Consider the following 21,203-nt stretch of genomic DNA (forward strand, 5'->3'; position numbering starts at 1 on the left):
TCGCCTTCGATCTCCCTTGAGACGAGATGTCAGGAAGTTAGAGGTATCCTCAAGACTATCGCATACTTGGCGTCACTTGGCGCGCAAGCTGTAGCGGACGGGCGTCAGCGGCGGATGACGCAGACGCCGGCTTCCCAGGAGCAGGCGCGGCCGGCGGTCGATGGGGTCACGCGGATGATCTTGGCGCGGGGGACGCGATAATCTGCGTCGGTATTACCGCTGTAATAGCCATAGCCGCCACGTTCGGAGTAGAAATAGGTGCCGTTGCCCGGGTCGGTCCAGGCCGATAGTCCGCCGAAATAGGTGCCGCCAAGGGTCTCGGAGGGAAAATCGCCGCCGCCATAGGCGGATTGCCGATAGTTCACGCGCTGGTCAGGATATTCGCGTATGACGATCCGGTGGCCGGGGCGGCGATAGGAACCGTAACGGCGCTCGAAATAGCGTCGGTTGGCGTTCAGGCCGGCAAGATGCACGTTGCGGTGGTGGCGGCGATCAAGGCGGCTATCGACATTGATGCCGGAAAGCACTTCCCGGTCGCCGCGCTCATGATGATGACGGCGGGTGAAATGCCGCTCGCCGTAACGGTCGCGCGCTTCGGCAATATCGGTGAACAAGAAGCCCACCGCAAAGACCGCGATCAGGACTTTCGTCGCATTCGACAGCTTGTTTGGACGCATTTCGGGCAGCCTCTCCGCGTAACGCTTAACAAATCCTTAACAGGCAATGTGCGGCAAGTGCCGGCAAAAGTCACGGGAATGCGTTGATTTTTCACGGTCTATCGTTAACGCGGCAGCCCATTGGATTCGCTACGTGCGCCGCATTTTCGTCTAATCGATTAAAATGATTTTGCACCGCAAACACACTTGTCGTTAATCAATATGGTGATTAAACGTCGACTGACTGAATTGTGCACAATCATGTGCAATACCGGATGAAAATAGTCCAGTTTTTGGGCGTCCGTCCGGTTGTTCCGTGGGGTTCCGATGACGAATGTCACCAAAAGCCGGCCGCTCTCGCCGCACTTGCAAATTTACAAGCCAATTCCGACCATGATCATGTCGATCGTGCACCGCATCACCGGCAGCGCGCTCTATTTCGGTACCATTCTCGTCGCCTGGTGGCTGATCGCCGCCGCCACCAGCCCGGCCTATTACGACTGGGTCATGTGGGCCTTCGGCACCCTCATCGGCCAGCTTGTCCTGTTCGGCTATACCTGGGCCCTGGTGCATCACCTGTTCGGCGGCATCCGTCATTTCATCTGGGATCTCGGCTACGGTTACGAGAAAAATTTTGCGACCAAGCTAGCGATCGCCAATCTGATCGCTTCGGTCGTCTTGACGCTTGCGATCTGGATCGTCGGTTACGCGGTTCGCTGAGAGGAGAATTTCCATGGATATGCGCACGCCTCTCGGCAAGGTTCGCGGTCTCGGTTCAGCCAAGGAAGGCACCGATCATTTCTGGCGCCAGCGGCTGACGGCGGTCGCCAACGTGCCGCTGATCATCTTCTTCGTCCTGTTCCTGATCAGATATGCCGGCGCGCCGCATGCGGATGTCGTTGCTGCCCTGTCGAACCCCTTCGCCGCGGTCATCATGGGGCTCATGGTCATCTCCGGCTTCACCCACATGAAGATCGGCATGCAGGTCATCATCGAGGATTATGTGCACGGTGAGGGCACCAAGATCGGGCTTCTCATGCTCAATACGTTTTTTGCGGTCGCAGTTGGCGGGCTCTGTCTTTTCGCCATCCTGAAGATCGCGTTTGCAGGGTAATTCAAAATGGCACCCAATATGTCGCCCGTTATCAACGGCAGAGCCTATACTTATGTCGATCATGCCTATGACGTCATCGTAGTCGGCGCCGGCGGCGCCGGTCTGCGCGCCACGCTCGGCATGGCCGAGCAGGGCTTCAAGACGGCCTGCATCACCAAGGTCTTCCCGACGCGCTCCCACACGGTTGCAGCGCAGGGCGGCATCGCGGCCTCGCTGCAGAACATGACGCCGGACTCGTGGCAGTGGCACCTCTACGACACCGTCAAGGGCTCGGACTGGCTGGGCGACGTCGATGCCATGCAGTATCTCGCCATGGAAGCGCCGAAGGCGGTCTATGAGCTTGAGCATTACGGCGTGCCCTTCTCGCGCAATGCCGAAGGCAAGATCTACCAGCGTCCGTTCGGCGGCCATATGCAGAACTACGGCGAAGGCCCGCCGGTGCAGCGCACCTGTGCTGCCGCCGACCGTACCGGCCACGCCATCCTGCACACGCTCTACGGCCAGTCGCTGAAGCACAACGCCGAATTCTTCATCGAATATTTCGCCCTCGACCTGATCATGTCCGACGACGGCAGCCGTTGCACCGGCGTCGTTGCCTGGAACCTGGACGACGGCACGATCCATCGCTTCGCCGCCAAGATGGTGGTGCTGGCGACCGGCGGCTACGGCCGCGCCTATTTCTCGGCAACCTCCGCCCATACCTGCACGGGCGATGGCGGCGGCATGATCGCCCGCGCCGGCCTGCCGCTGCAGGACATGGAGTTCGTGCAGTTCCATCCGACCGGCATCTATGGCGCCGGCTGTCTGATCACCGAGGGCGCGCGCGGCGAAGGCGGCTATCTCGTCAATTCCGAAGGCGAGCGCTTCATGGAGCGTTACGCCCCGTCGGCCAAGGATCTTGCCTCGCGCGACGTGGTCTCGCGCTGCATGACGCTGGAAATCCGCGAAGGCCGTGGCGTTGGCAAGAACAAGGATCACATCTACCTGCATCTCGACCATCTCGATCCGGCTGTGCTGCACGAGCGCCTGCCGGGTATTTCCGAGAGCGCCAAGATCTTCGCAGGCGTTGACGTGACCCGCGAGCCGATCCCGGTCCTTCCGACCGTTCACTACAACATGGGTGGCATTCCGACCAACTACTGGGGCGAAGTGCTGAACGCCGACAGCGCCAATCCGGAGCGGATCATCCCCGGACTGATGGCCGTCGGCGAAGCCGGCTGCGCCTCGGTGCACGGCGCCAACCGCCTGGGTTCCAACTCGCTGATTGACCTTGTGGTCTTTGGCCGTGCCGCTGCCATCCGCGCCGGCGAAGTGATCGACCGTGCCTCTTCGATCCCGGCGATCAACGAGAAGGCCTCGGAGAGGATCATGACGCGCTTCGACAGGCTGCGCCATGCCGATGGCGGAACGCCGACTGCGGTGCTGCGCGAAAAGATGCAGCGCACCATGCAGGAAGACGCCGCCGTGTTCCGCACGCAGGAATCGCTGGAATCGGGCTGCAAGCGCATGAGCGCGATCTGGCAGGAACTGTCGGATATCAAGGTCACCGACCGCTCGATGATCTGGAACTCCGATCTGGTTGAAACGCTGGAGCTGGAAAACCTGATGGCCAACGCCATCACCACGGTCGTCGGCGCCGAAGCCCGCAAGGAAAGCCGCGGCTCCCACGCCCGCGAAGACTATACCAGCGGGGCGTTTGCCGGCCGCGACGACGTCAACTGGCGCAAGCACACGCTGTCCTGGGTGAACGATGCGGGCGAGGTGAGGCTCGACTATCGCCCGGTGCATACGGAACTGCTGCAGCCGGGTATCGACCCGTATAAGATTGAGCCGAAGGCGCGTGTGTATTGAGGAGAATGAAACATGGTTGAACTCGCTCTCCCCAAGAATTCGCAGATGACCGAAGGCAAGGTCTGGCCGAAGCCGGCCGGGGCCAAGAACACCCGCGAACTGCGCGTCTATCGCTGGAGCCCGGATGACGGCAAGAACCCGTCGATCGACACGTTCTATATCGATGTCGACGATTGCGGCCCGATGGTTCTCGACGCGCTGCTCTACATCAAGAACAAGATCGACCCGACACTGACGCTGCGCCGCTCGTGCCGCGAAGGCATCTGCGGCTCCTGCGCCATGAACATCGACGGCACCAATACGCTGGCCTGTACCAAGGGCATGGATGAGGTGAAGGGCACGGTGAAGGTCTATCCGCTGCCGCATATGCCCGTGGTCAAGGACCTGGTGCCGGATCTCACCAATTTCTACGCCCAGCACCGCTCGATCGAGCCGTGGCTGAAGACCGTTTCGCCGACGCCGGCCAAGGAATGGAAGCAGAGCCATGAGGATCGCCAGAAACTCGACGGCCTCTACGAATGCATTCTCTGCGCCTGCTGTTCCGCCTCCTGCCCGAGCTACTGGTGGAACGGCGACCGCTATCTCGGCCCGGCCGTGCTCTTGCAGGCCTACCGCTGGCTGATCGACAGCCGCGACGAGGCCAAGGGCGAGCGCCTGGATAATCTCGAAGACCCGTTCCGCCTCTATCGCTGCCACACCATCATGAACTGCGCCCAGACCTGTCCCAAGGGCCTGAACCCGGCCAAGGCGATCGGCGAGATCAAGAAGATGATGGTCGAGCGGCGGGTTTGACAGACCGGCGCTCTAGCACCCCAGTCCGGAGCCTCTTGCGTCGTTGTACTGTCCCCGCCCCTCTTTTTTTGAAAAGATGAGCGGGCACCTCCCCATTTTGACGGGGAGAAGGAGACATGCCGCACCCGCCCATTCTCCAGAAGCCGAACAGGGCACGTCCCCTCTCCCTGCTTGCGGGGAGAGGTTAGGGTGAGGGGCAGAGTAGGCGTCTTCGCGGCTGGTTTTTGCGCCGTGGCGGAACGCATCGTCGGGAAAATTCAAGCGACAATAGTGCCTTCACAGCATCCGACAACCTCACGGCGCAATCGACGCGACCGTTTCAATCATGCCACAGACGTCAAAGAATTGCCGTTCTCTTGAATTGAAAGATGGTTTTAAGGTAATTCCGCCTATATGTCAGTCGATAACGCGGTGGCAGAGATGATCGGGAGCAGGAATATGCGGACAATACATGCGGTGGCGGGACTGGCCGTAGTGCTGGCGCTTTCTGGATGTCAGAGAACGTCCATGAGCGATTTCGGCGGCAACAGCATGTCGCCAGCCCCCTTGCAGGCGCAGCCCGTACCGAGCGTGTCTTCCGGCCAGCTCGACGCTCCGGCGACGACCGATACCTCGCAGTTCCCGGCAGCACCGGTCAGCGGCACCGCGACGGTCGGTGGCGTGCAGCAGCCGGCCGGGGCTGACGTCGCGGCGGCCACCAGTGCGCTCGATGTCACCAAGGAATCGATGGTCGGCAACTGGCGCGTCTCGAATGGCGGCAGTTCCTGCGACATGTTCCTGACGCTCACCAATCTCGGCAGCGGCTCGCGCGGCGGCACGCGCGGTTGCGCCGGTGAACTGACCCAGATGGGCTCATGGGAAGTGGCCGGCAAGCAGGTCGTCTTGAAGGATCGCAACGGCAATCCGCTGGCCCGCCTGTTCAAGACCGCCGATGCGCGGTTTGACGGCTCGACCAATAGCGGCCAGCCGGTCAGCCTCAGCCGTTAATCAAAAGCCCGGCAGACGCCGGGCTTTTTCTTGTTCGCCAGCCTGTGGAGCGTTTCCGCTTTTCTCCGAGTCACGAAAACGCTCTATCTTTTTGTTTTCACGCATTTCCGGACGGAAAATCGTTTCACGGTTTCCCGGAAATGCACCAACCGGTTACGCGCGTGCCAAACCCCGACGACAGTATTTCGCGAAAACTCGAGGCCATGATCGCCGCCGGTACGGTCCGGCGCGATCCGGCCCAGCTTGGCATCGCCAGGCGTTTCGATCACCTGCTGATGGAACTTGCCGGAAACCGCGCGGAGCGCAAGTCGAATGCGCTCGGCTGGCTGTTTGCCTCGCGCAAGCATGAGCATCCGCCGCTCAAGGGGCTCTATCTCCATGGCGGTGTCGGCCGCGGCAAGACCATGCTGATGGACCTGTTCTTCGAAACGGTGCCGATCCAGCGCAAGCGGCGGGCGCATTTTCATGAATTCATGGCCGACGTGCATGAGCGCATCTTCAAGCACCGGCAGAAGCTGAAGAATGGCGAAACGCGCCAGGCCGATCCAATGCCGCCTGTGGCCTCGGAGATTTTCGCCGAAGCGCGGCTTCTCTGCTTCGATGAGTTTTCGGTCACCGATATTGCCGATGCGATGATCCTGTCGCGGCTGTTCGGCGCGTTGTTCGCTAAGGGCTGCGTGCTTGTCGCCACCTCCAACGTCGAGCCGGGCAATCTCTACATGGACGGCCTGAACCGCGGGTTGTTCCTGCCGTTCATCGATCTCCTGAAAGCCAATACAGAGATCATGCCGCTGGATGCCGGGACGGATTATCGCCTGGCGAAGACGGAGGGCCTGCCGGTCTGGCTGTCGCCGCTCGGGCCACGGGCCGACGCCGCGCTCGACCGGGCCTGGATCCATGCGACGGCCGGGCTTTCGGTTGCGGCCGCAGAGATTGCGCACAAGGGCAGGAAGATCAAGGTTCCGGCGGCGGCCAACGGCTGCGCCCGTTTTTCCTTTTCGGATCTCTGCGAGCGGCCGCTGGGCGCTGCCGATTTTCTCGCCATACTCTCGCATTACCGGACGATCTTCGTCGATCATATCCCGCATCTTGGGCCGGAGCGCCGCAACGAGACCAAGCGTTTCATCATGCTGGTAGATACGATCTACGATCACGGTGCCCGTCTTTTCGCCACGGCGGCCTCCGTGCCGATCGATCTGCTGACGGCGAAAAAAGGCACGGAAGGCTTCGAATTCGACCGCACGGTCTCGCGCCTGATCGAGATGCAGAGCGAGGAATATGCGCGAAATCATCGTGCGGAAACAGAGACTTCGTGACAATATCGTGGTGAAAAACTTACGTTTACGTAAGAATTTATTGATCTAACCGATTGAAATTGTTCCACTCAAAAGTATCGGTTGATATTTTAGATTTTGAAGGTTAATTCCTTGCGCCGAAAGGTTTGCCACAGCTCGCGTCTTCGGCGCCACGTCAGGCCTTGTCAGATTTGGATCGCAAGAGGGAAGCACTTTCATGGCGCGCAACAAGATCGCACTTATTGGTTCTGGAATGATTGGTGGCACGCTGGCGCATCTCGCCGGCCTGAAGGAACTCGGCGATATCGTCCTGTTCGACATCGCTGACGGCATCCCGCAGGGCAAGGGCCTTGATATTGCCCAGTCCTCTCCCGTTGAAGGCTTCAACGCCAATCTGACCGGCGCTAGCGATTACTCGGCCATCGAAGGTGCCGATGTCTGCATCGTCACCGCCGGCGTTGCCCGCAAGCCCGGCATGAGCCGCGACGACCTGCTTGGCATCAACCTCAAGGTCATGGAACAGGTCGGCGCCGGCATCAAGAAATATGCCCCGAATGCCTTCGTCATCTGCATCACCAACCCGCTCGACGCAATGGTCTGGGCGCTGCAGAAGTTCTCCGGCCTGCCGAAGAACATGGTCGTCGGCATGGCCGGCGTACTCGATAGTTCGCGCTTCCGCCTGTTCCTGTCCCAGGAATTCAATGTTTCCGTCCAGGACGTCACCGCCTTCGTGCTCGGCGGCCATGGCGACACGATGGTGCCTCTCGCCCGCTACTCGACTGTTGGCGGCATTCCGCTGACCGATCTGGTCAAGATGGGCTGGGTCACCAAGGAGCGCCTCGAAGAGATCATTCAGCGGACCCGCGATGGCGGTGCCGAAATCGTTGGCCTCCTGAAGACCGGTTCGGCCTATTACGCGCCGGCAGCGTCGGCGATCGAAATGGCTGAATCCTTCCTCAAGGACAAGAAGCGCGTCCTGCCTTGCGCTGCCCATCTCACCGGCCAGTACGGCGTCAAGGACATGTATGTCGGCGTTCCGACGATCATCGGTGCCGGCGGCGTCGAGCGCATCATCGAAGTCGAATTCAACAAGGCCGAGCAGGAAGCCTTCGACAAGTCGGTCGCTTCGGTCGCCGGTCTTTGCGAAGCCTGCATCACCATTGCTCCCAGCCTGAAATAATGGCCCTGAAGTCATTGCCGTTCGGCTTAAACAGGAAATCTCCCCATGAACATTCATGAATATCAGGCCAAGGCCCTGCTGAAGAGCTTTGGTGCACCGGTCGCGGAAGGTGTCGCCATCTTCTCCGCCGATGAAGCCGAAGCCGCTGCCAAGTCGCTTCCAGGCCCGCTCTATGTCGTCAAGAGCCAGATCCACGCGGGCGGCCGCGGCAAGGGCAAGTTCAAGGAACTTGGGCCCGATGCCAAGGGCGGTGTTCGCCTGGCTTTCTCCATTGAAGAAGCCAAGGCCCATGCCAAGGAGATGCTCGGCAACACGCTGGTGACCAAGCAGACCGGCGAAGCCGGCAAGCAGGTCAACCGCCTCTATATCGAGGACGGCGCCGACATCGACCGCGAACTCTACCTGTCGATCCTCGTCGACCGCGCCGTCGGTAAGGTCTCCTTCGTGGTTTCCACCGAAGGCGGCATGGACATCGAGACCGTCGCCCATGACACGCCGGAAAAGATCATCAACGTCGCGATCGATCCGGAAGCCGGCGTCACGGCTGAAAATCTTGCTGCATTGACCTCGGCGCTGAAGCTCGAAGGCGAAGCCAAGGCCGATGCCGAAAGACTGTTCCCGATCCTCTACAAGGCCTTCGTCGAGAAGGACATGAGCCTTCTGGAAGTGAACCCGCTGATCGTCATGAAGAATGGCCGCATGCGCGTTCTCGACGCCAAGATGTCGTTCGACGGCAATGCGCTATTCCGTCATGAAGACGTCGTAGCGCTCCGCGACCAGACCGAGGAAGACGCCAAGGAAATCGAAGCGTCGAAGTACGACCTTGCTTACGTTGCCCTCGACGGCAACATCGGCTGCATGGTCAATGGTGCCGGCCTTGCCATGGCAACCATGGACATCATCAAGCTCTACGGCGCTGAGCCGGCGAACTTCCTCGATGTTGGCGGTGGCGCTTCGAAAGAGAAGGTGACCCATGCCTTCAAGATCATCACCGCCGATCCGGCAGTGAAGGGCATCCTCGTCAACATCTTCGGCGGCATCATGAAGTGCGACGTCATCGCCGAAGGCGTGATCGCAGCCGTCAAGGAAGTCGGTCTTCAGGTTCCGCTCGTCGTGCGCCTCGAAGGCACCAATGTCGAACTCGGCAAGAAGATCATCAACGAGAGCGGGCTGAACGTCATTTCCGCAGACGATCTCGACGACGCTGCCCAGAAGATCGTAGCCGCTGTGAAGGGTGCCTGATCAATGTCCATTCTCATCAACAAAGACACCAAGATCCTGGTTCAGGGTCTGACCGGCAAAACCGGCACCTTCCACACCGAGCAGGCGCTGGCTTACCATGGCACCAAGATGGTCGGCGGTATCAACCCGAAGAAGGGTGGCGAGACCTGGGAAGGTTCCAAGGGCGAAAAGCTGCCGATCTACGCAACCGTGGCGCAAGGCAAGGAAATGACCGGCGCCGATGCATCGGTGATCTACGTTCCGCCGGCAGGTGCCGCGGCCGCGATCATTGAGGCCATCGAAGCTGAAATCCGCCTGATCGTCTGCATCACCGAAGGCATTCCTGTTGCCGACATGGTCAAGGTCAAGGCCCGTCTCGACAAGTCGAAGTCCCGCCTGATCGGCCCGAACTGCCCCGGCGTGCTGACGCCGAACGAATGCAAGATCGGCATCATGCCGGGTAACATCTTCAAGAAGGGTTCGGTCGGCGTTCTCTCGCGCTCCGGCACGCTCACCTATGAAGCCGTGTTCCAGACCACCAACGAAGGTCTCGGCCAGACGACGGCTGTCGGCATCGGCGGCGACCCGGTCAAGGGCACCGAGTTCATCGACGTGCTGGAAATGTTCCTCGCCGACGACGAGACCAAGTCGATCATCATGATCGGCGAAATCGGCGGCTCGGCCGAAGAAGACGCGGCCCAGTTCCTCAAGGACGAAGCCAAGCGCGGCCGAAGCAAGCCGATGGTTGGCTTCATCGCCGGCCGCACTGCACCTGAAGGTCGCACCATGGGCCATGCCGGCGCCGTCATTTCCGGCGGCAAAGGCGGGGCCGAAGACAAGATCGCTGCGATGGAATCGGCCGGCATCCGCGTGTCGCCGTCGCCGGCGCGCCTCGGCAAGACGCTGGTCGAAGTCCTCAAGGGCTGAGACACGGCGATGTGATCGGGCCTACGATTGCAGCGGCCCGGTTGCCTGCACTCAAAGAAAGGCAACGGCGCTTCCGGCGCCGGTGCCATCGAGGTCGACCGGGACCAAAAGCCGGCAAGAGTTAACAAGTCAGGAGGCGGACGGACAGGTCCGCGAAGCACCATGGCAAGGCAAGAAGCCAACGAGCAATTTCTGCTGACCTCGTTCCTCGACGGAGCGAATGCCGGCTATATCGAGCAGCTTTATGCGCGCTACGAAAGCGATCCGTCGTCGGTCTCCGGCGAATGGCAGTCGTTCTTCAAGGCGCTGCAGGACCAGCCGGATGACGCGATCAAGGCAGCCAAGGGCGCCTCCTGGAAGAAGCCGAACTGGCCGATCGTCGCCAATGGCGAACTCGTCTCCGCGCTCGACGGCGACTGGGGCACTGTCGAGAAGGTCATCGAAAAAAAGGTGAAGGCCAAGGCCGAGGAACAGGCGGCGGTCACCGGCGTCGCGCCGAGTGCGGCCGATGTCCACCAGCAGACCCGTGATTCGGTTCGCGCCATCATGATGATCCGCGCCTACCGCATGCGCGGCCATCTGCACGCCAAGCTCGACCCGCTCGGCATTGCCGCCCCCGTCGAGGACTATGACGAGTTGTCGCCGAAGTCGTACGGCTTCGAGGAAAGCGATTACGATCGCCGGATCTTCCTCGACAACGTGCTCGGCCTCGAATACGCGACCATCCGCGAGATGCTCGAAATCCTCGAGCGCACCTATTGTTCGACGCTCGGCGTCGAGTTCATGCATATCTCGGATCCCGAGATCAAAGGCTGGGTCCAGGAGCGCATCGAAGGCCCGGACAAGGGCGTCGAGTTTACCGCGGAAGGCAAGAAGGCGATCCTGCAGAAGCTGATCGAGGCGGAAGGCTTCGAGCAGTTCATCGACGTGAGGTACAAGGGCACCAAGCGTTTCGGCCTCGACGGCGGCGAATCCCTGATCCCGGCGCTGGAACAGATCATCAAGCGTGGCGGCCAGGTCGGCCTCAAGGAAATCATCCTCGGCATGGCCCATCGCGGCCGTCTGAACGTTCTGACCAACGTCATGGGCAAGCCGCACCGCGCCGTGTTCCACGAGTTCAAGGGCGGTTCCGCGGCGCCTGACGATGTCGAAGGTTCGGGCGACGTGAAGTACCATCTGGGTGCCTCCTCGGACCGTGAGTTCGACGGCAACAAGGTCCACCTGTCGCTGACGGCGAACCCGTCGCATCTCGAAATCGTCAACCCGGTCGTCATGGGCAAGGCCCGCGCCAAGCAGGACCAAATGGCGAAGGTCTTTGAAGGTGACATCATTCCGCTGTCCGAGCGGGCCCAGGTCATGCCGCTCCTGCTGCACGGCGATGCCGCCTTTGCCGGCCAGGGCGTGACCGCTGAAATTCTCGGGCTGTCGGGCCTGCGCGGTCACCGCGTCGCCGGCACCGTGCACTTCATTATCAACAACCAGATCGGCTTCACCACCAATCCGGCCTTCTCGCGCTCGTCGCCTTACCCCTCCGACGTCGCCAAGATGATCGAAGCGCCGATCTTCCACGTCAACGGCGACGATCCGGAAGCGGTGACCTACGCCGCCAAGATCGCCACCGAATTCCGGATGAAGTTCCACAAGCCGGTCGTCATCGATATGTTCTGCTATCGCCGCTTCGGCCATAACGAAGGCGACGAACCGTCATTCACGCAGCCGAAGATGTACAAGGTCATCCGCGCCCACAAGACGGTCGTCCAGCTCTATGGCGAACGCCTGATCGCCGAGGGCCTGATCAGCGAAGGCGAACTCGAAAAGATGCGAGCCGACTGGCGCGCCCATCTGGAACAGGAATTCGAGGCGGGACAGGCCTACAAGCCGAACAAGGCCGACTGGCTGGACGGCGTCTGGTCGGGTCTGCGCGCTGCCGACAACCAGGACGAACAACGCCGCGGCAAGACCTCGGTGCCGATGAAGACGCTGAAGGAAGTCGGCCGCAAGCTGTCGGAGGTTCCGGCAGGCTTCAACGTCCACAGAACCATTCAGCGTTTCATGGATGGCCGCGCCAACATGATCCAGACCGGCGAGGGCATTGACTGGGCGATGGCGGAGGCACTCGCTTTCGGCACGCTCGCGATCGAAGGCACGAAGATCCGCCTGTCGGGGCAGGATTGCGAACGCGGCACCTTCTCGCAACGCCATTCGGTGCTCTACGATCAGGAAACCGAAGAACGCTATATCCCGCTTGCCAACCTGGCGCCGACCCAGGCCCGTTATGAGGTCATCAACTCGATGCTCTCGGAAGAAGCGGTGCTCGGTTTCGAATATGGTTACTCGCTGGCCCGTCCGAATGCGCTGACGCTCTGGGAAGCCCAGTTCGGTGACTTCGCCAACGGTGCGCAGGTCGTCTTCGACCAGTTCATCTCGTCGGGCGAACGCAAGTGGCTGCGCATGTCCGGTCTCGTCTGCTTGCTGCCGCATGGTTACGAGGGTCAGGGCCCGGAGCATTCCTCGGCCCGTCTCGAGCGCTGGCTGCAGATGTGCGCCGAAGACAACATGCAGGTCGCCAATGTCACGACACCGGCGAACTACTTCCACATCCTGCGCCGTCAGGTAAAGCGCGACTTCCGCAAGCCGCTGATCATGATGACGCCGAAGTCGCTGCTGCGCCACAAGCGCGCCGTCTCTTCGCTGTCGGAAATGGCGGGTGAAAGCTCCTTCCATCGCCTGCTCTGGGACGATGCGGAGGTCATCAAGGACGGTCCGATCAAGCTGCAGAAGGATGCCAAGATCCGTCGCGTCGTTCTCTGCACCGGCAAGGTCTACTACGACCTTCTGGAAGAGCGCGAAAAGCGCGGCATCGACGATGTCTACCTGCTGCGCGTCGAGCAGCTCTATCCGTTCCCGGCCAAGGCGCTGATCAACGAACTCTCGCGCTTCCGCAATGCGGAAATGGTCTGGTGCCAGGAAGAGCCGAAGAACATGGGCGCCTGGTCGTTCATCGATCCGTATCTGGAATGGGTGCTTGCCCATATCGATGCGAAGTACCAGCGCGTGCGCTACACCGGCCGTCCGGCCGCCGCCTCTCCGGCGACGGGCCTGATGTCCAAGCACCTCGCCCAGCTCGCCGCCTTCCTCGAAGACGCGCTGGGCGGTTGAGAGGCGGCGCGCCATGGCCTATTTTCATCTGAAACTAGTGCCATCCCGCAGCACATTTCCTCACGACGCGACGTCTGAGGAAATGGCCGCGATGGAGCGTCACTCCGTCTATTGGCGAGCGCAAGCCGATGCGGGACGAGCAATTGCGGTCGGTCCCGTCTTCGCCAAGGACGGCGCCTGGGGCATGGCGCTGGTGGAGGTCGCCGATGAGGCGGCTGCCCAAGCGCTTGCCGACGGCGATCCCGTCATTGCCGCCCGCCTGGGCTTCCAGTTCGAAATTGCTGCCATACCCTCACTCATTCTCCGGCAAGTCGCCGCACCTGCCGCATAACCGACAACGATCAAAGTCAGGATCTGAAAATGACCACAGAAATCCGCGTTCCTACCCTCGGAGAGTCCGTCAGCGAAGCGACCGTCGGGACATGGTTCAAGAAGGTGGGCGACACCGTCAAGGCCGATGAGCCGCTGCTCGAACTCGAAACCGACAAGGTGACCATCGAGGTTCCGGCGCCTTCCGCAGGCACGCTGTCCGAAATCGTCGCTAGCGCCGGTGAAACCGTCGGTCTCGGCGCGCTGCTCGGCCAGATCGCCAACGGTGCCGCCGGCGCCGTTTCTGCCGCGCCTGCAGCGGAAAAGAAGGCTGCCGCTCCGGCCGCAGCTCAACCGGCTGCCGCCGCTGCTGCCCCTGCCGCTCCGCAGGTTGCCTCTGCGATGCCGGCGGCGCCAGCTGCTGCCAAGATGCTCGCCGAAAACAACCTCACCGCCGACCAGGTCGACGGCTCCGGCAAGCGCGGCCAGGTGCTGAAGGGCGATGTCATTGCTGCTGTCGCCAAGGGCCTTTCGGCGCCGGCCGCGTCCGAGCCGGTCAAGATCGTAACCCGTGGCCCGTCGCCGGCCGAGGACGCGCCGCGCGAAGAGCGCGTCAAGATGACCCGCCTGCGCCAGACCATCGCCAAGCGCCTGAAGGACGCCCAGAACACTGCAGCCATGCTCACCACCTATAACGAGGTGGACATGTCGGCGGTCATGGACCTGCGCAACCGCTACAAGGACCTGTTTGAAAAGAAGCATGGCGTCAAGCTAGGCTTCATGGGTTTCTTCACCAAGGCCGTGACGCATGCGCTGAAGGAAATCCCGGCCGTCAACGCCGAGATCGACGGCACCGACATCATCTACAAAAACTTCTGCCACATCGGCGTCGCCGTCGGCACCGACAAGGGTCTCGTCGTTCCTGTCGTGCGCGATGCCGACCAGATGTCGATCGCCGAAATCGAGAAGGACATCGGCCGTCTTGGCAAGATGGCCCGTGACGGTGCGCTGTCGATGGCCGACATGCAGGGTGGCACCTTCACCATATCCAACGGCGGCGTCTACGGCTCGCTGATGTCCTCGCCGATCCTCAATGCGCCGCAGTCGGGCATTCTCGGCATGCACAAGATCCAGGAGCGCCCGGTCGTCGTCGGCGGCCAGATCGTCATCCGTCCGATGATGTACCTGGCGCTCTCCTACGATCACCGGATGGTCGATGGTAAGGAAGCCGTGACCTTCCTCGTTCGCGTCAAGGAAAGCCTGGAAGATCCGGAACGTCTGGTTCTCGATCTGTAAGAGGCGCTGAAACATGGACGCGGCAGCGCTGGCGGCATCGCCCTTCCTTTCGCTCCTCGCCTGGAGCGTTGTGCTGCTCGTCTTTCATGTCGGCTTGCAGGGCATGATGTCGACATTGGAACTCGGATCGGCCTGGAATGCCGGTCCGCGTGACGAGGAGAAGAAGCCGTCCGGCAAGCTCGCCGGACGGGCCGCACGGGCCTCAGTCAATTTCCAGGAAACCTATCCGGCCTTTGTCGGGCTGGCGCTTGCCCTTGCTATCGCCGGTGATCCAACCGGCTGGGGCGTCACCGGCGCCTGGACTTGGATCGTGTTCAGGATTGTCTATATTCCGCTTTATCTGGCGGGCGTTTCCTACGTCCGTTCGCTCATCTGGCTTGGCTCGCTCGCCGGGCTCCTCATCATGGTATCGGCGCTTGTTTTCTGACAGGAAAGCGGACGCCTGACAGCGATAACCGGAGACGTGCCGTGCATCCCTATCTCTTCGAACTCGCATCGCTGATGGCGATCTTCTCCTTCGCCATCGTCTCGCCCGGCGCCGATCTAGCGATGGTCATGCGCCAGTCGCTGGTTCACGGCCGCCGCTCGGCGATCGTCACTTCCTTCGGCATCGGTACCGCGCTGATGTTTCATGTGACCTACACGATCCTCGGTCTCGGGCTGATCATCTCGCAGTCGATCTACCTGTTCAATATCGTCAAATGGTGCGGTGTCGCTTACCTTCTCTACATCGGCATCAAGTCTCTTCGTGCCGACAGGACGGATATTACGGTTGAGGCCGAAGGCGCGGATGCCAATGAAAAGCGCCAGTCGGCATTGAAAGCCTTCGGTCTCGGTTTTGCCGCCAATGCGCTGAACCCGAAGCCGGTGTTCTTCTTCCTGTCGATCTTCTCGACGGTGGTCGGTGCTCACACACCGATCGCTGTGAAGTTCGGCTATGGCCTGATCATGGCAGGTAGCCTGATCCTCTGGTTTGTCGGCGTCAGCCTGTTCATGACGACGCCGAAGATGCGCGCCGCCTTCTCGCGCGCCAGCCAGTGGATCGATCGCGTCAGCGGCCTCGTCTTCATCGCGCTCGGCCTGAAGCTCGCCACCGAAAAGGCAGGCTGAGCATGCGCCTTGCCGCTCCCGCATCAATCCTGGGTCTGCTGCTGGCCGTAACGCCAGCAACTGCTGCGGATTGCCTGCAGAAGCAGGCGATCTATGGCGATGCGGACGGCGCCTATGAAGTGCGTTTCGAACCGGTGGGTTCGGCCAGTGCCGCGACCAGCAATCATTTCAAGATCAAGGTGGCGAAGACCGATCTGGTGCTCGACGGCATCGTCATGCCCTCGGGCGAACCCGTCCGGCCCAACGGCATGATCATGAACAACTGCCCGGAGGGCGACGTCACTGGCGAAGAGATCGCCGCCTGCACCATCTGGCAGGGCGTGATCTATGCCATCGGTGCCGACGGCAAGGTCGGTTCGCTGCCCGAGGAGGGTTCGGAAGCGGCGGCACAGCTGCTTTTGCCCGATTTTGGTCCCGCCGTGCGCAACTCATCCATCTGGGGCAAGGCGACCGTTGCCCCCTGGGATGTTCTGGCTTTGAAGGGATGTGTCCAATGAAGATCAGCGATCAACCCGTCCTTTTGGTAACCGGCGGCAGCCGCGGCATCGGGGCAGCCATCTGCCTCTCGGCGGCCGAGCAGGGCTGGGCCGTTGCCGTCAACTATGCCTCGAACCGCCCGGCCGCAGATGCGGTCGTCAAGGCAATCGAGGCAGCCGGCGGCAAGGCGGTTGCGATTGAAGGCGATGTCGGCAGCGAGGCCGGTATTGCTGCAATTTTCGACGCGGTGGACAAGGCTTTCGGCCGGCTTGATGGCCTAGTAAACAATGCCGGCATCGTCGGCATGCCGGCCCGGATCGACGAGATCACGCCTGAGCGGCTCGATCGCATGCTGCGCGTCAACGTCTCCGGCTCGATCCTCTGTGCGGCCGCTGCCGTGCGGCGCATGTCGGTCCGTCACGGCGGCAAGGGCGGCGTCATCGTCAATATTTCCTCGATGGCCGCCGTTCTCGGCTCGGCCGGACAGTATGTCGATTATGCCGCCTCCAAGGGTGCGATCGATAGTTTCACCATCGGCCTGTCGCGCGAAGTCGCCTCCGACGGCATCCGCGTCAATGCGGTCCGTCCCGGCATCATCGATACGGAGCTTCACGCCTCCGGCGGTCTTCCGGACCGCGCCCGCGAGCTTGCGCCGGCCGTCCCGATGAAACGGCCAGGCACCGCGCAAGAGGTCGCCGACGCCGTTCTCTACCTGCTTTCCCCTTCGTCGTCCTATGTAACGGGCGCCATTCTCAACGTCAGCGGCGGACGATAGCCGCTCTCAAGAAGGACAATCCATGGCTTATGATCTCATTGTTATCGGCACCGGACCCGGCGGCTATGTCTGCGCCATCAAGGCAGCCCAGCTCGGCCTGAAGGTTGGCGTCATCGAAAAGCGCGCCACCTATGGCGGCACCTGCTTGAACGTCGGCTGCATTCCCTCGAAAGCCCTGCTGCATGCCTCGGAGGTCTTCCACCAGACAGGCCACGGCATCGACGCGCTCGGCGTCGAGGTACAGGCTCCGAAGCTGAACCTTGAGAAGATGCTCGCCCACAAGGATGCGACGGTGAAGTCGAACGTCGACGGCGTCGCCTTCCTCTTCAAGAAGAACAAGATCGACGCCTTCCAGGGTACCGGCAAGGTTCTTGGCGAAGGCAAGGTCTCCGTCACCAACGACAAGGGCGAAGAGCAGGTCATCGAGACGAAGAACGTCGTCGTCGCCACCGGCTCCGATGTTGCCGGCATCCCCGGTGTCCAGGTCGAGATCGACGAGAAGGTCATCATTTCGTCGACCGGCGGCATCGCGCTGGAGAAGGTTCCGGCCACCATGGTGGTCGTCGGCGGCGGCGTCATCGGGCTTGAGCTCGGCTCGGTCTGGTCGCGCCTCGGCGCCAAGGTGACCGTGGTCGAATATCTCGACACGATCCTCGGCGGCATGGACGGTGACGTCGCCAAGCAGTTCCAGCGTATGCTTGCGAAGCAAGGCATCGATATCAAGCTCGGCGCCAAGGTGACCGGCGTTGAAAAGACGGGCTCCGGCGCCAGGGTGACCTTCGAGCCGGTCAAGGGCGGCGATGCCGCGACGATCGATGCCGATGTGGTTCTGATCGCCACCGGCCGCAAGCCGTTCACTGAGGGCCTTGGCCTCGCCAAAGCCGGCGTCGTCATGGATACCCGCGGCTGCGTCGAGATCAACAATCATTTCCAGACCAGCATTCCCGGCATCTACGCGATCGGCGACGTCGTGCGCGGCCCGATGCTCGCCCACAAGGCGGAAGACGAGGGCGTCGCCGTTGCCGAGATCATCGCCGGCCAGGCAGGCCACGTGAATTATGACGTCATCCCGAGCGTGGTCTATACCCAGCCGGAAGTCGCCTGCGTCGGCAAGACCGAGGAAGAGCTGAAGGCGGCGGGCATCGCCTACAAGGTCGGCAAGTTTCCGTTCACGGCCAACGGCCGCGCCCGCGCCATGCTGGCGACCGACGGCTTCGTCAAGATTCTCGCCGACAAGGACACGGATCGCGTTCTCGGCGGCCATATCGTCGGCTTCGGCGCCGGCGAGATGATCCACGAAATCGCCGTGCTGATGGAATTCGGCGGCTCCTCGGAAGACCTCGGCCGCACCTGCCACGCGCACCCGACCATGTCGGAAGCGGTCAAGGAAGCGGCACTCTCGACCTTCGCAAAGCCGATCCATATGTAAGGACGAAGCGCAGGGGCCGTGACAATCGGCCCCTCCCCGTCGGGCGTTCTACCATCGCCGCATCCAGGGAGAGCATGCCGATGGCGTTGCGCAATTATCCGGTTCCCGTCACCCTGCCGCATCCGGCGCTGCCTTTGGCCGACTGGGCGGATTGTTATGAACTCCTCGTGCCGGGCAACGGCCTGACCGCGACCTTGGCCGCGGGCCGCGCGATGGGGGATTTTCCGGGCTGGGTCCGCGCTCTGATGTGGCTGCGAAACGCCATCGTCCGCCCCTTCGGTCTCAAGGGATCGGGTCCGCCAAATACGCGCGAGATGATCGGCATTTTCCCGGTCCTTTCCCGCTCTGACGAACAGATGGTCCTCGGCTTCGACGACGCGCATCTGGATTTCCGCATCGTCGTCGATGTTCGCCCTGCCGGCGAAACGAGGCAGGTCGTCAGCGTGACGACGCTGGTCCGCCGAAAGATCCTCGTCGGTAAGCTCTATCTTGCGATGATCACGCCTTTCCACCGGCTGATCGTCCGGACGATGTTGGACCGGCTGTCCCGTCCGGCCAACGCCGCAAGCTGACGGTGTGCGCTCGCGGTTCTGCTTCGGCATTGCCCGGCGCGAGTCCGCTGATTCGGGAACGGCCGAGTTTGCTGCTGACGGGCTCTGGACTCTGACGAACCTTCCGGTGAACATGCAGCATGAGCACCACAAAACTCCTGCTGATACTGCCGCTGACGGTGGCCTTCGCCTATGTGTCGCTTGTTGGCGTCGTGTATCTTTCACAACGTGCCCTCCTCTTTCCCGGCACAAGCGCGTCAACGGCCCCAGAGCACGCAGGCTGGGGCGAGAACGTCTCCATTAAGACGCCCGACGGAGAGACGCTTCATGGGCTGTACAGCCAGGGCACATCTGGCAAGCCGTGCGTTCTGCTCTTTTTCGGGAACGGTGACCGAGTCGGCAACTACGGCTTTCTTGCACGGGCGCTGGCCGCGCGAGGCATTGGATTGACGGCGATTTCCTATCGCGGCTATCCGGGGTCGACCGGCTCTCCGGGCGAGGAGGGGCTTCTGGCCGATGGCATCGCGGCGTTCGACTGGCTTTCAGCACGCTCCAAAAGCGAGATCGTTGTGCTCGGACGCTCGCTGGGCACCGGCATCGCCGTGAACACGGCGGCGCAGAGGCCAGCCGTCGGCGTGGTTCTTGTGTCCGCATACCTGTCGGTTCTGTCGGTTGCGGAGGCGCACTATCCGTTCCTTCCGGTCGCGCTTCTCATCAAGGATCCCTTCCGCTCGGATCTCAAAATAGCGAAGGTGAGTCAACCAAAGCTGTTCATTCATGGTCGGCGTGACGACAGCATCCCCCTGTCTTCGGGTGAGGCGTTGTACCGCATCGCTCCCGAACCCAAGCAGATGCTGATCGACGACGGCTCGGGTCACAATGATATCTGGAACGACAGCACGGTTGGCAATGTCATCCGCTTTGTGGAGGCGCTGATATGAACCACCCCGGAGCCAGAGCCCGGTAAGCGGCGCGATGGCGCGTGGCTACCGAGCGGGAAGCGCTTGCTCCCGCCCGGCAGACAGTCTGGATCTTACTGCAGCGTCCGCACCTGCGCCGGCTGTGGTGCGATGGCTGAAACTTCGCTGCCTGGAGCCTGCTGATCGAGCCCTGTGGCGACGACCGAGACGCGGAAGACGCCGTCCAGGCCCTTGTCGAAGATTGCGCCGACGACGATGTCGGCGTCCTCACAGACCTCCTCGCGGATGCGGGTCGCTGCCTCGTCCACTTCGAACAGCGTCATGTCGGAGCCGCCGGAAATCGAGATCAGCACGCCCTTGGCGCCCTTCATCGACACTTCACTCAAGAGCGGATTGGCGATTGCCGCTTCGGCCGCCTTGGACGCACGGCCGTCGCCGATTGCCTCGCCCGTTCCCATCATCGCCCGACCCATGCCCTTCATCACCGATTTGACGTCGGCAAAGTCGAGGTTGATCAGGCCTTCCTTGACGATCAGGTCGGTGATGCAGCCGACGCCGGAATAGAGAACGCGGTCGGCGATGACGAAGGCATCGGCAAAGGTGGTCTTGGCATCGGCGATGCGGAACAGGTTCTGGTTGGGGATGACGATGACAGTGTCGGCCGCTTCGCGCAGCCGCTCGATGCCTTCCTCGGCTGCCTGCATGCGCCGCTTGCCTTCGAAGCTGAATGGCTTGGTGACGACACCGACGGTGAGGATGCCGGCCTTGCGGGCTGCTGCTGCAATCACCGGCGCGGCCCCCGTTCCCGTGCCGCCGCCCATGCCGGCGGTGACGAAGCACATATGCGTGCCGCCCAGATGATCCATGATCTCGTCGATCGATTCTTCCGCCGCCGCGCGGCCGACTTCCGGAAGCGATCCGGCGCCGAGCCCTTCGGTCACCTGCGCGCCAAGCTGAATCAGCCGCGGCGCCTTCGACATGGTCAGCGCCTGCGCATCCGTATTGGCGGCAATGAAGTCCGCGCCCTGAAGGCCTTCGGCAATCATGTTGTTGATCGCGTTGCCGCCGCCACCGCCGACGCCGATGACGGTGATCTTCGGCCTCATCTCCGAAATCACGGGTTTCTTGATCTCTGACATCTCGTCATCTCCTTG

General features: G+C 61.8%; 21 protein-coding genes. 19 read left to right on the top strand and 2 right to left on the bottom strand.

What is annotated here, in order from left to right; genetic code table 11:
- Positions 1–104: 104 nt before the first annotated feature.
- Positions 105–677 (bottom strand): hypothetical protein, encoded by a 573-nt coding sequence (locus ACSQ2W_RS09030; protein WP_436085952.1) that lies wholly within the window; start codon positions 675–677, stop codon positions 105–107.
- A 306-nt stretch (positions 678–983) separates the two neighbouring features.
- On the opposite strand from ACSQ2W_RS09030, the gene sdhC reads away from it, so the two are divergent.
- The 19 genes from sdhC to ACSQ2W_RS09125 all read left to right on the top strand — a co-directional run bounded on the left by sdhC (position 984) and on the right by ACSQ2W_RS09125 (position 20,070).
- Complete coding sequence (sdhC, locus tag ACSQ2W_RS09035) at positions 984–1,376, top strand: succinate dehydrogenase, cytochrome b556 subunit (RefSeq protein WP_436085953.1); 393 nt, start codon at positions 984–986, stop codon at positions 1,374–1,376.
- Between the two features lie 13 nt (positions 1,377–1,389).
- A complete protein-coding gene (gene sdhD, locus ACSQ2W_RS09040; protein WP_436079810.1) occupies positions 1,390–1,770 on the top strand; it encodes a succinate dehydrogenase, hydrophobic membrane anchor protein in 381 nt (126 codons plus the stop codon).
- Positions 1,771–1,776: 6 nt separating this feature from the next.
- Positions 1,777–3,621, top strand: a complete 1,845-nt coding sequence (gene sdhA / locus ACSQ2W_RS09045) for a succinate dehydrogenase flavoprotein subunit (RefSeq protein WP_436085954.1) — start codon at positions 1,777–1,779, stop codon at positions 3,619–3,621.
- 12 nt (positions 3,622–3,633) lie between these two features.
- Positions 3,634–4,413 (top strand): succinate dehydrogenase iron-sulfur subunit, encoded by a 780-nt coding sequence (locus tag ACSQ2W_RS09050; protein WP_037128254.1) that lies wholly within the window; start codon positions 3,634–3,636, stop codon positions 4,411–4,413.
- 438 nt (positions 4,414–4,851) lie between these two features.
- On the top strand, positions 4,852–5,400 hold the full coding sequence (locus ACSQ2W_RS09055) for a protease inhibitor Inh/omp19 family protein (protein ID WP_436085955.1): 549 nt from the start codon (positions 4,852–4,854) through the stop codon (positions 5,398–5,400).
- Positions 5,401–5,540: 140 nt separating this feature from the next.
- Positions 5,541–6,716 (top strand): cell division protein ZapE, encoded by a 1,176-nt coding sequence (zapE, locus tag ACSQ2W_RS09060; protein ID WP_436085956.1) that lies wholly within the window; start codon positions 5,541–5,543, stop codon positions 6,714–6,716.
- 196 nt (positions 6,717–6,912) lie between these two features.
- A complete protein-coding gene (gene mdh, locus ACSQ2W_RS09065) occupies positions 6,913–7,875 on the top strand; it encodes a malate dehydrogenase (protein ID WP_037128250.1) in 963 nt (320 codons plus the stop codon).
- A 45-nt stretch (positions 7,876–7,920) separates the two neighbouring features.
- On the top strand, positions 7,921–9,117 hold the full coding sequence (gene sucC / locus ACSQ2W_RS09070) for an ADP-forming succinate--CoA ligase subunit beta (RefSeq protein WP_436085957.1): 1,197 nt from the start codon (positions 7,921–7,923) through the stop codon (positions 9,115–9,117).
- Positions 9,118–9,120: 3 nt separating this feature from the next.
- Positions 9,121–10,023, top strand: a complete 903-nt coding sequence (gene sucD, locus ACSQ2W_RS09075; protein WP_436085958.1) for a succinate--CoA ligase subunit alpha — start codon at positions 9,121–9,123, stop codon at positions 10,021–10,023.
- 162 nt (positions 10,024–10,185) lie between these two features.
- Complete coding sequence (locus ACSQ2W_RS09080) at positions 10,186–13,182, top strand: 2-oxoglutarate dehydrogenase E1 component (RefSeq protein ID WP_436085959.1); 2,997 nt, start codon at positions 10,186–10,188, stop codon at positions 13,180–13,182.
- Between the two features lie 13 nt (positions 13,183–13,195).
- Positions 13,196–13,513: a YciI family protein gene (locus ACSQ2W_RS09085; protein WP_436085960.1), complete on the top strand. Its 318-nt coding sequence runs from the start codon at positions 13,196–13,198 to the stop codon at positions 13,511–13,513.
- Between the two features lie 29 nt (positions 13,514–13,542).
- Positions 13,543–14,787 carry a 2-oxoglutarate dehydrogenase complex dihydrolipoyllysine-residue succinyltransferase gene (gene odhB, locus ACSQ2W_RS09090; protein ID WP_436085961.1) on the top strand — a complete coding sequence of 415 codons (1,245 nt, stop codon included), beginning with the start codon at positions 13,543–13,545 and terminating at the stop codon, positions 14,785–14,787.
- A gap of 13 nt (positions 14,788–14,800) precedes the next feature.
- A complete protein-coding gene (locus ACSQ2W_RS09095; protein ID WP_436085962.1) occupies positions 14,801–15,214 on the top strand; it encodes an MAPEG family protein in 414 nt (137 codons plus the stop codon).
- Positions 15,215–15,255: 41 nt separating this feature from the next.
- Positions 15,256–15,897, top strand: a complete 642-nt coding sequence (locus ACSQ2W_RS09100) for a LysE family translocator (RefSeq protein ID WP_436085963.1) — start codon at positions 15,256–15,258, stop codon at positions 15,895–15,897.
- A gap of 2 nt (positions 15,898–15,899) precedes the next feature.
- Entirely contained in the window at positions 15,900–16,394 is a 495-nt protein-coding gene (locus ACSQ2W_RS09105) for a hypothetical protein (RefSeq protein WP_436085964.1), read from the top strand.
- A gap of 2 nt (positions 16,395–16,396) precedes the next feature.
- Positions 16,397–17,149, top strand: a complete 753-nt coding sequence (locus ACSQ2W_RS09110; RefSeq protein WP_436087724.1) for an SDR family oxidoreductase — start codon at positions 16,397–16,399, stop codon at positions 17,147–17,149.
- Between the two features lie 22 nt (positions 17,150–17,171).
- Positions 17,172–18,578, top strand: a complete 1,407-nt coding sequence (gene lpdA / locus ACSQ2W_RS09115; RefSeq protein WP_436085965.1) for a dihydrolipoyl dehydrogenase — start codon at positions 17,172–17,174, stop codon at positions 18,576–18,578.
- Positions 18,579–18,658: 80 nt separating this feature from the next.
- Complete coding sequence (locus ACSQ2W_RS09120) at positions 18,659–19,150, top strand: DUF2867 domain-containing protein (protein WP_436085966.1); 492 nt, start codon at positions 18,659–18,661, stop codon at positions 19,148–19,150.
- Between the two features lie 119 nt (positions 19,151–19,269).
- Positions 19,270–20,070, top strand: coding sequence for an alpha/beta hydrolase (locus tag ACSQ2W_RS09125; protein WP_436085967.1), 801 nt, complete (start codon positions 19,270–19,272; stop codon positions 20,068–20,070).
- Positions 20,071–20,162: 92 nt separating this feature from the next.
- Here the strand turns inward: ACSQ2W_RS09125 and ftsZ are convergent, their stop codons facing one another.
- A complete protein-coding gene (gene ftsZ, locus ACSQ2W_RS09130; RefSeq protein WP_436085968.1) occupies positions 20,163–21,188 on the bottom strand; it encodes a cell division protein FtsZ in 1,026 nt (341 codons plus the stop codon).
- Positions 21,189–21,203: the final 15 nt, after the last annotated feature.

Origin of the sequence: Pararhizobium sp. LjRoot255 (genome assembly GCF_964252905.1) — a bacterium.
Lineage (GTDB): Bacteria > Pseudomonadota > Alphaproteobacteria > Rhizobiales > Rhizobiaceae > Pararhizobium.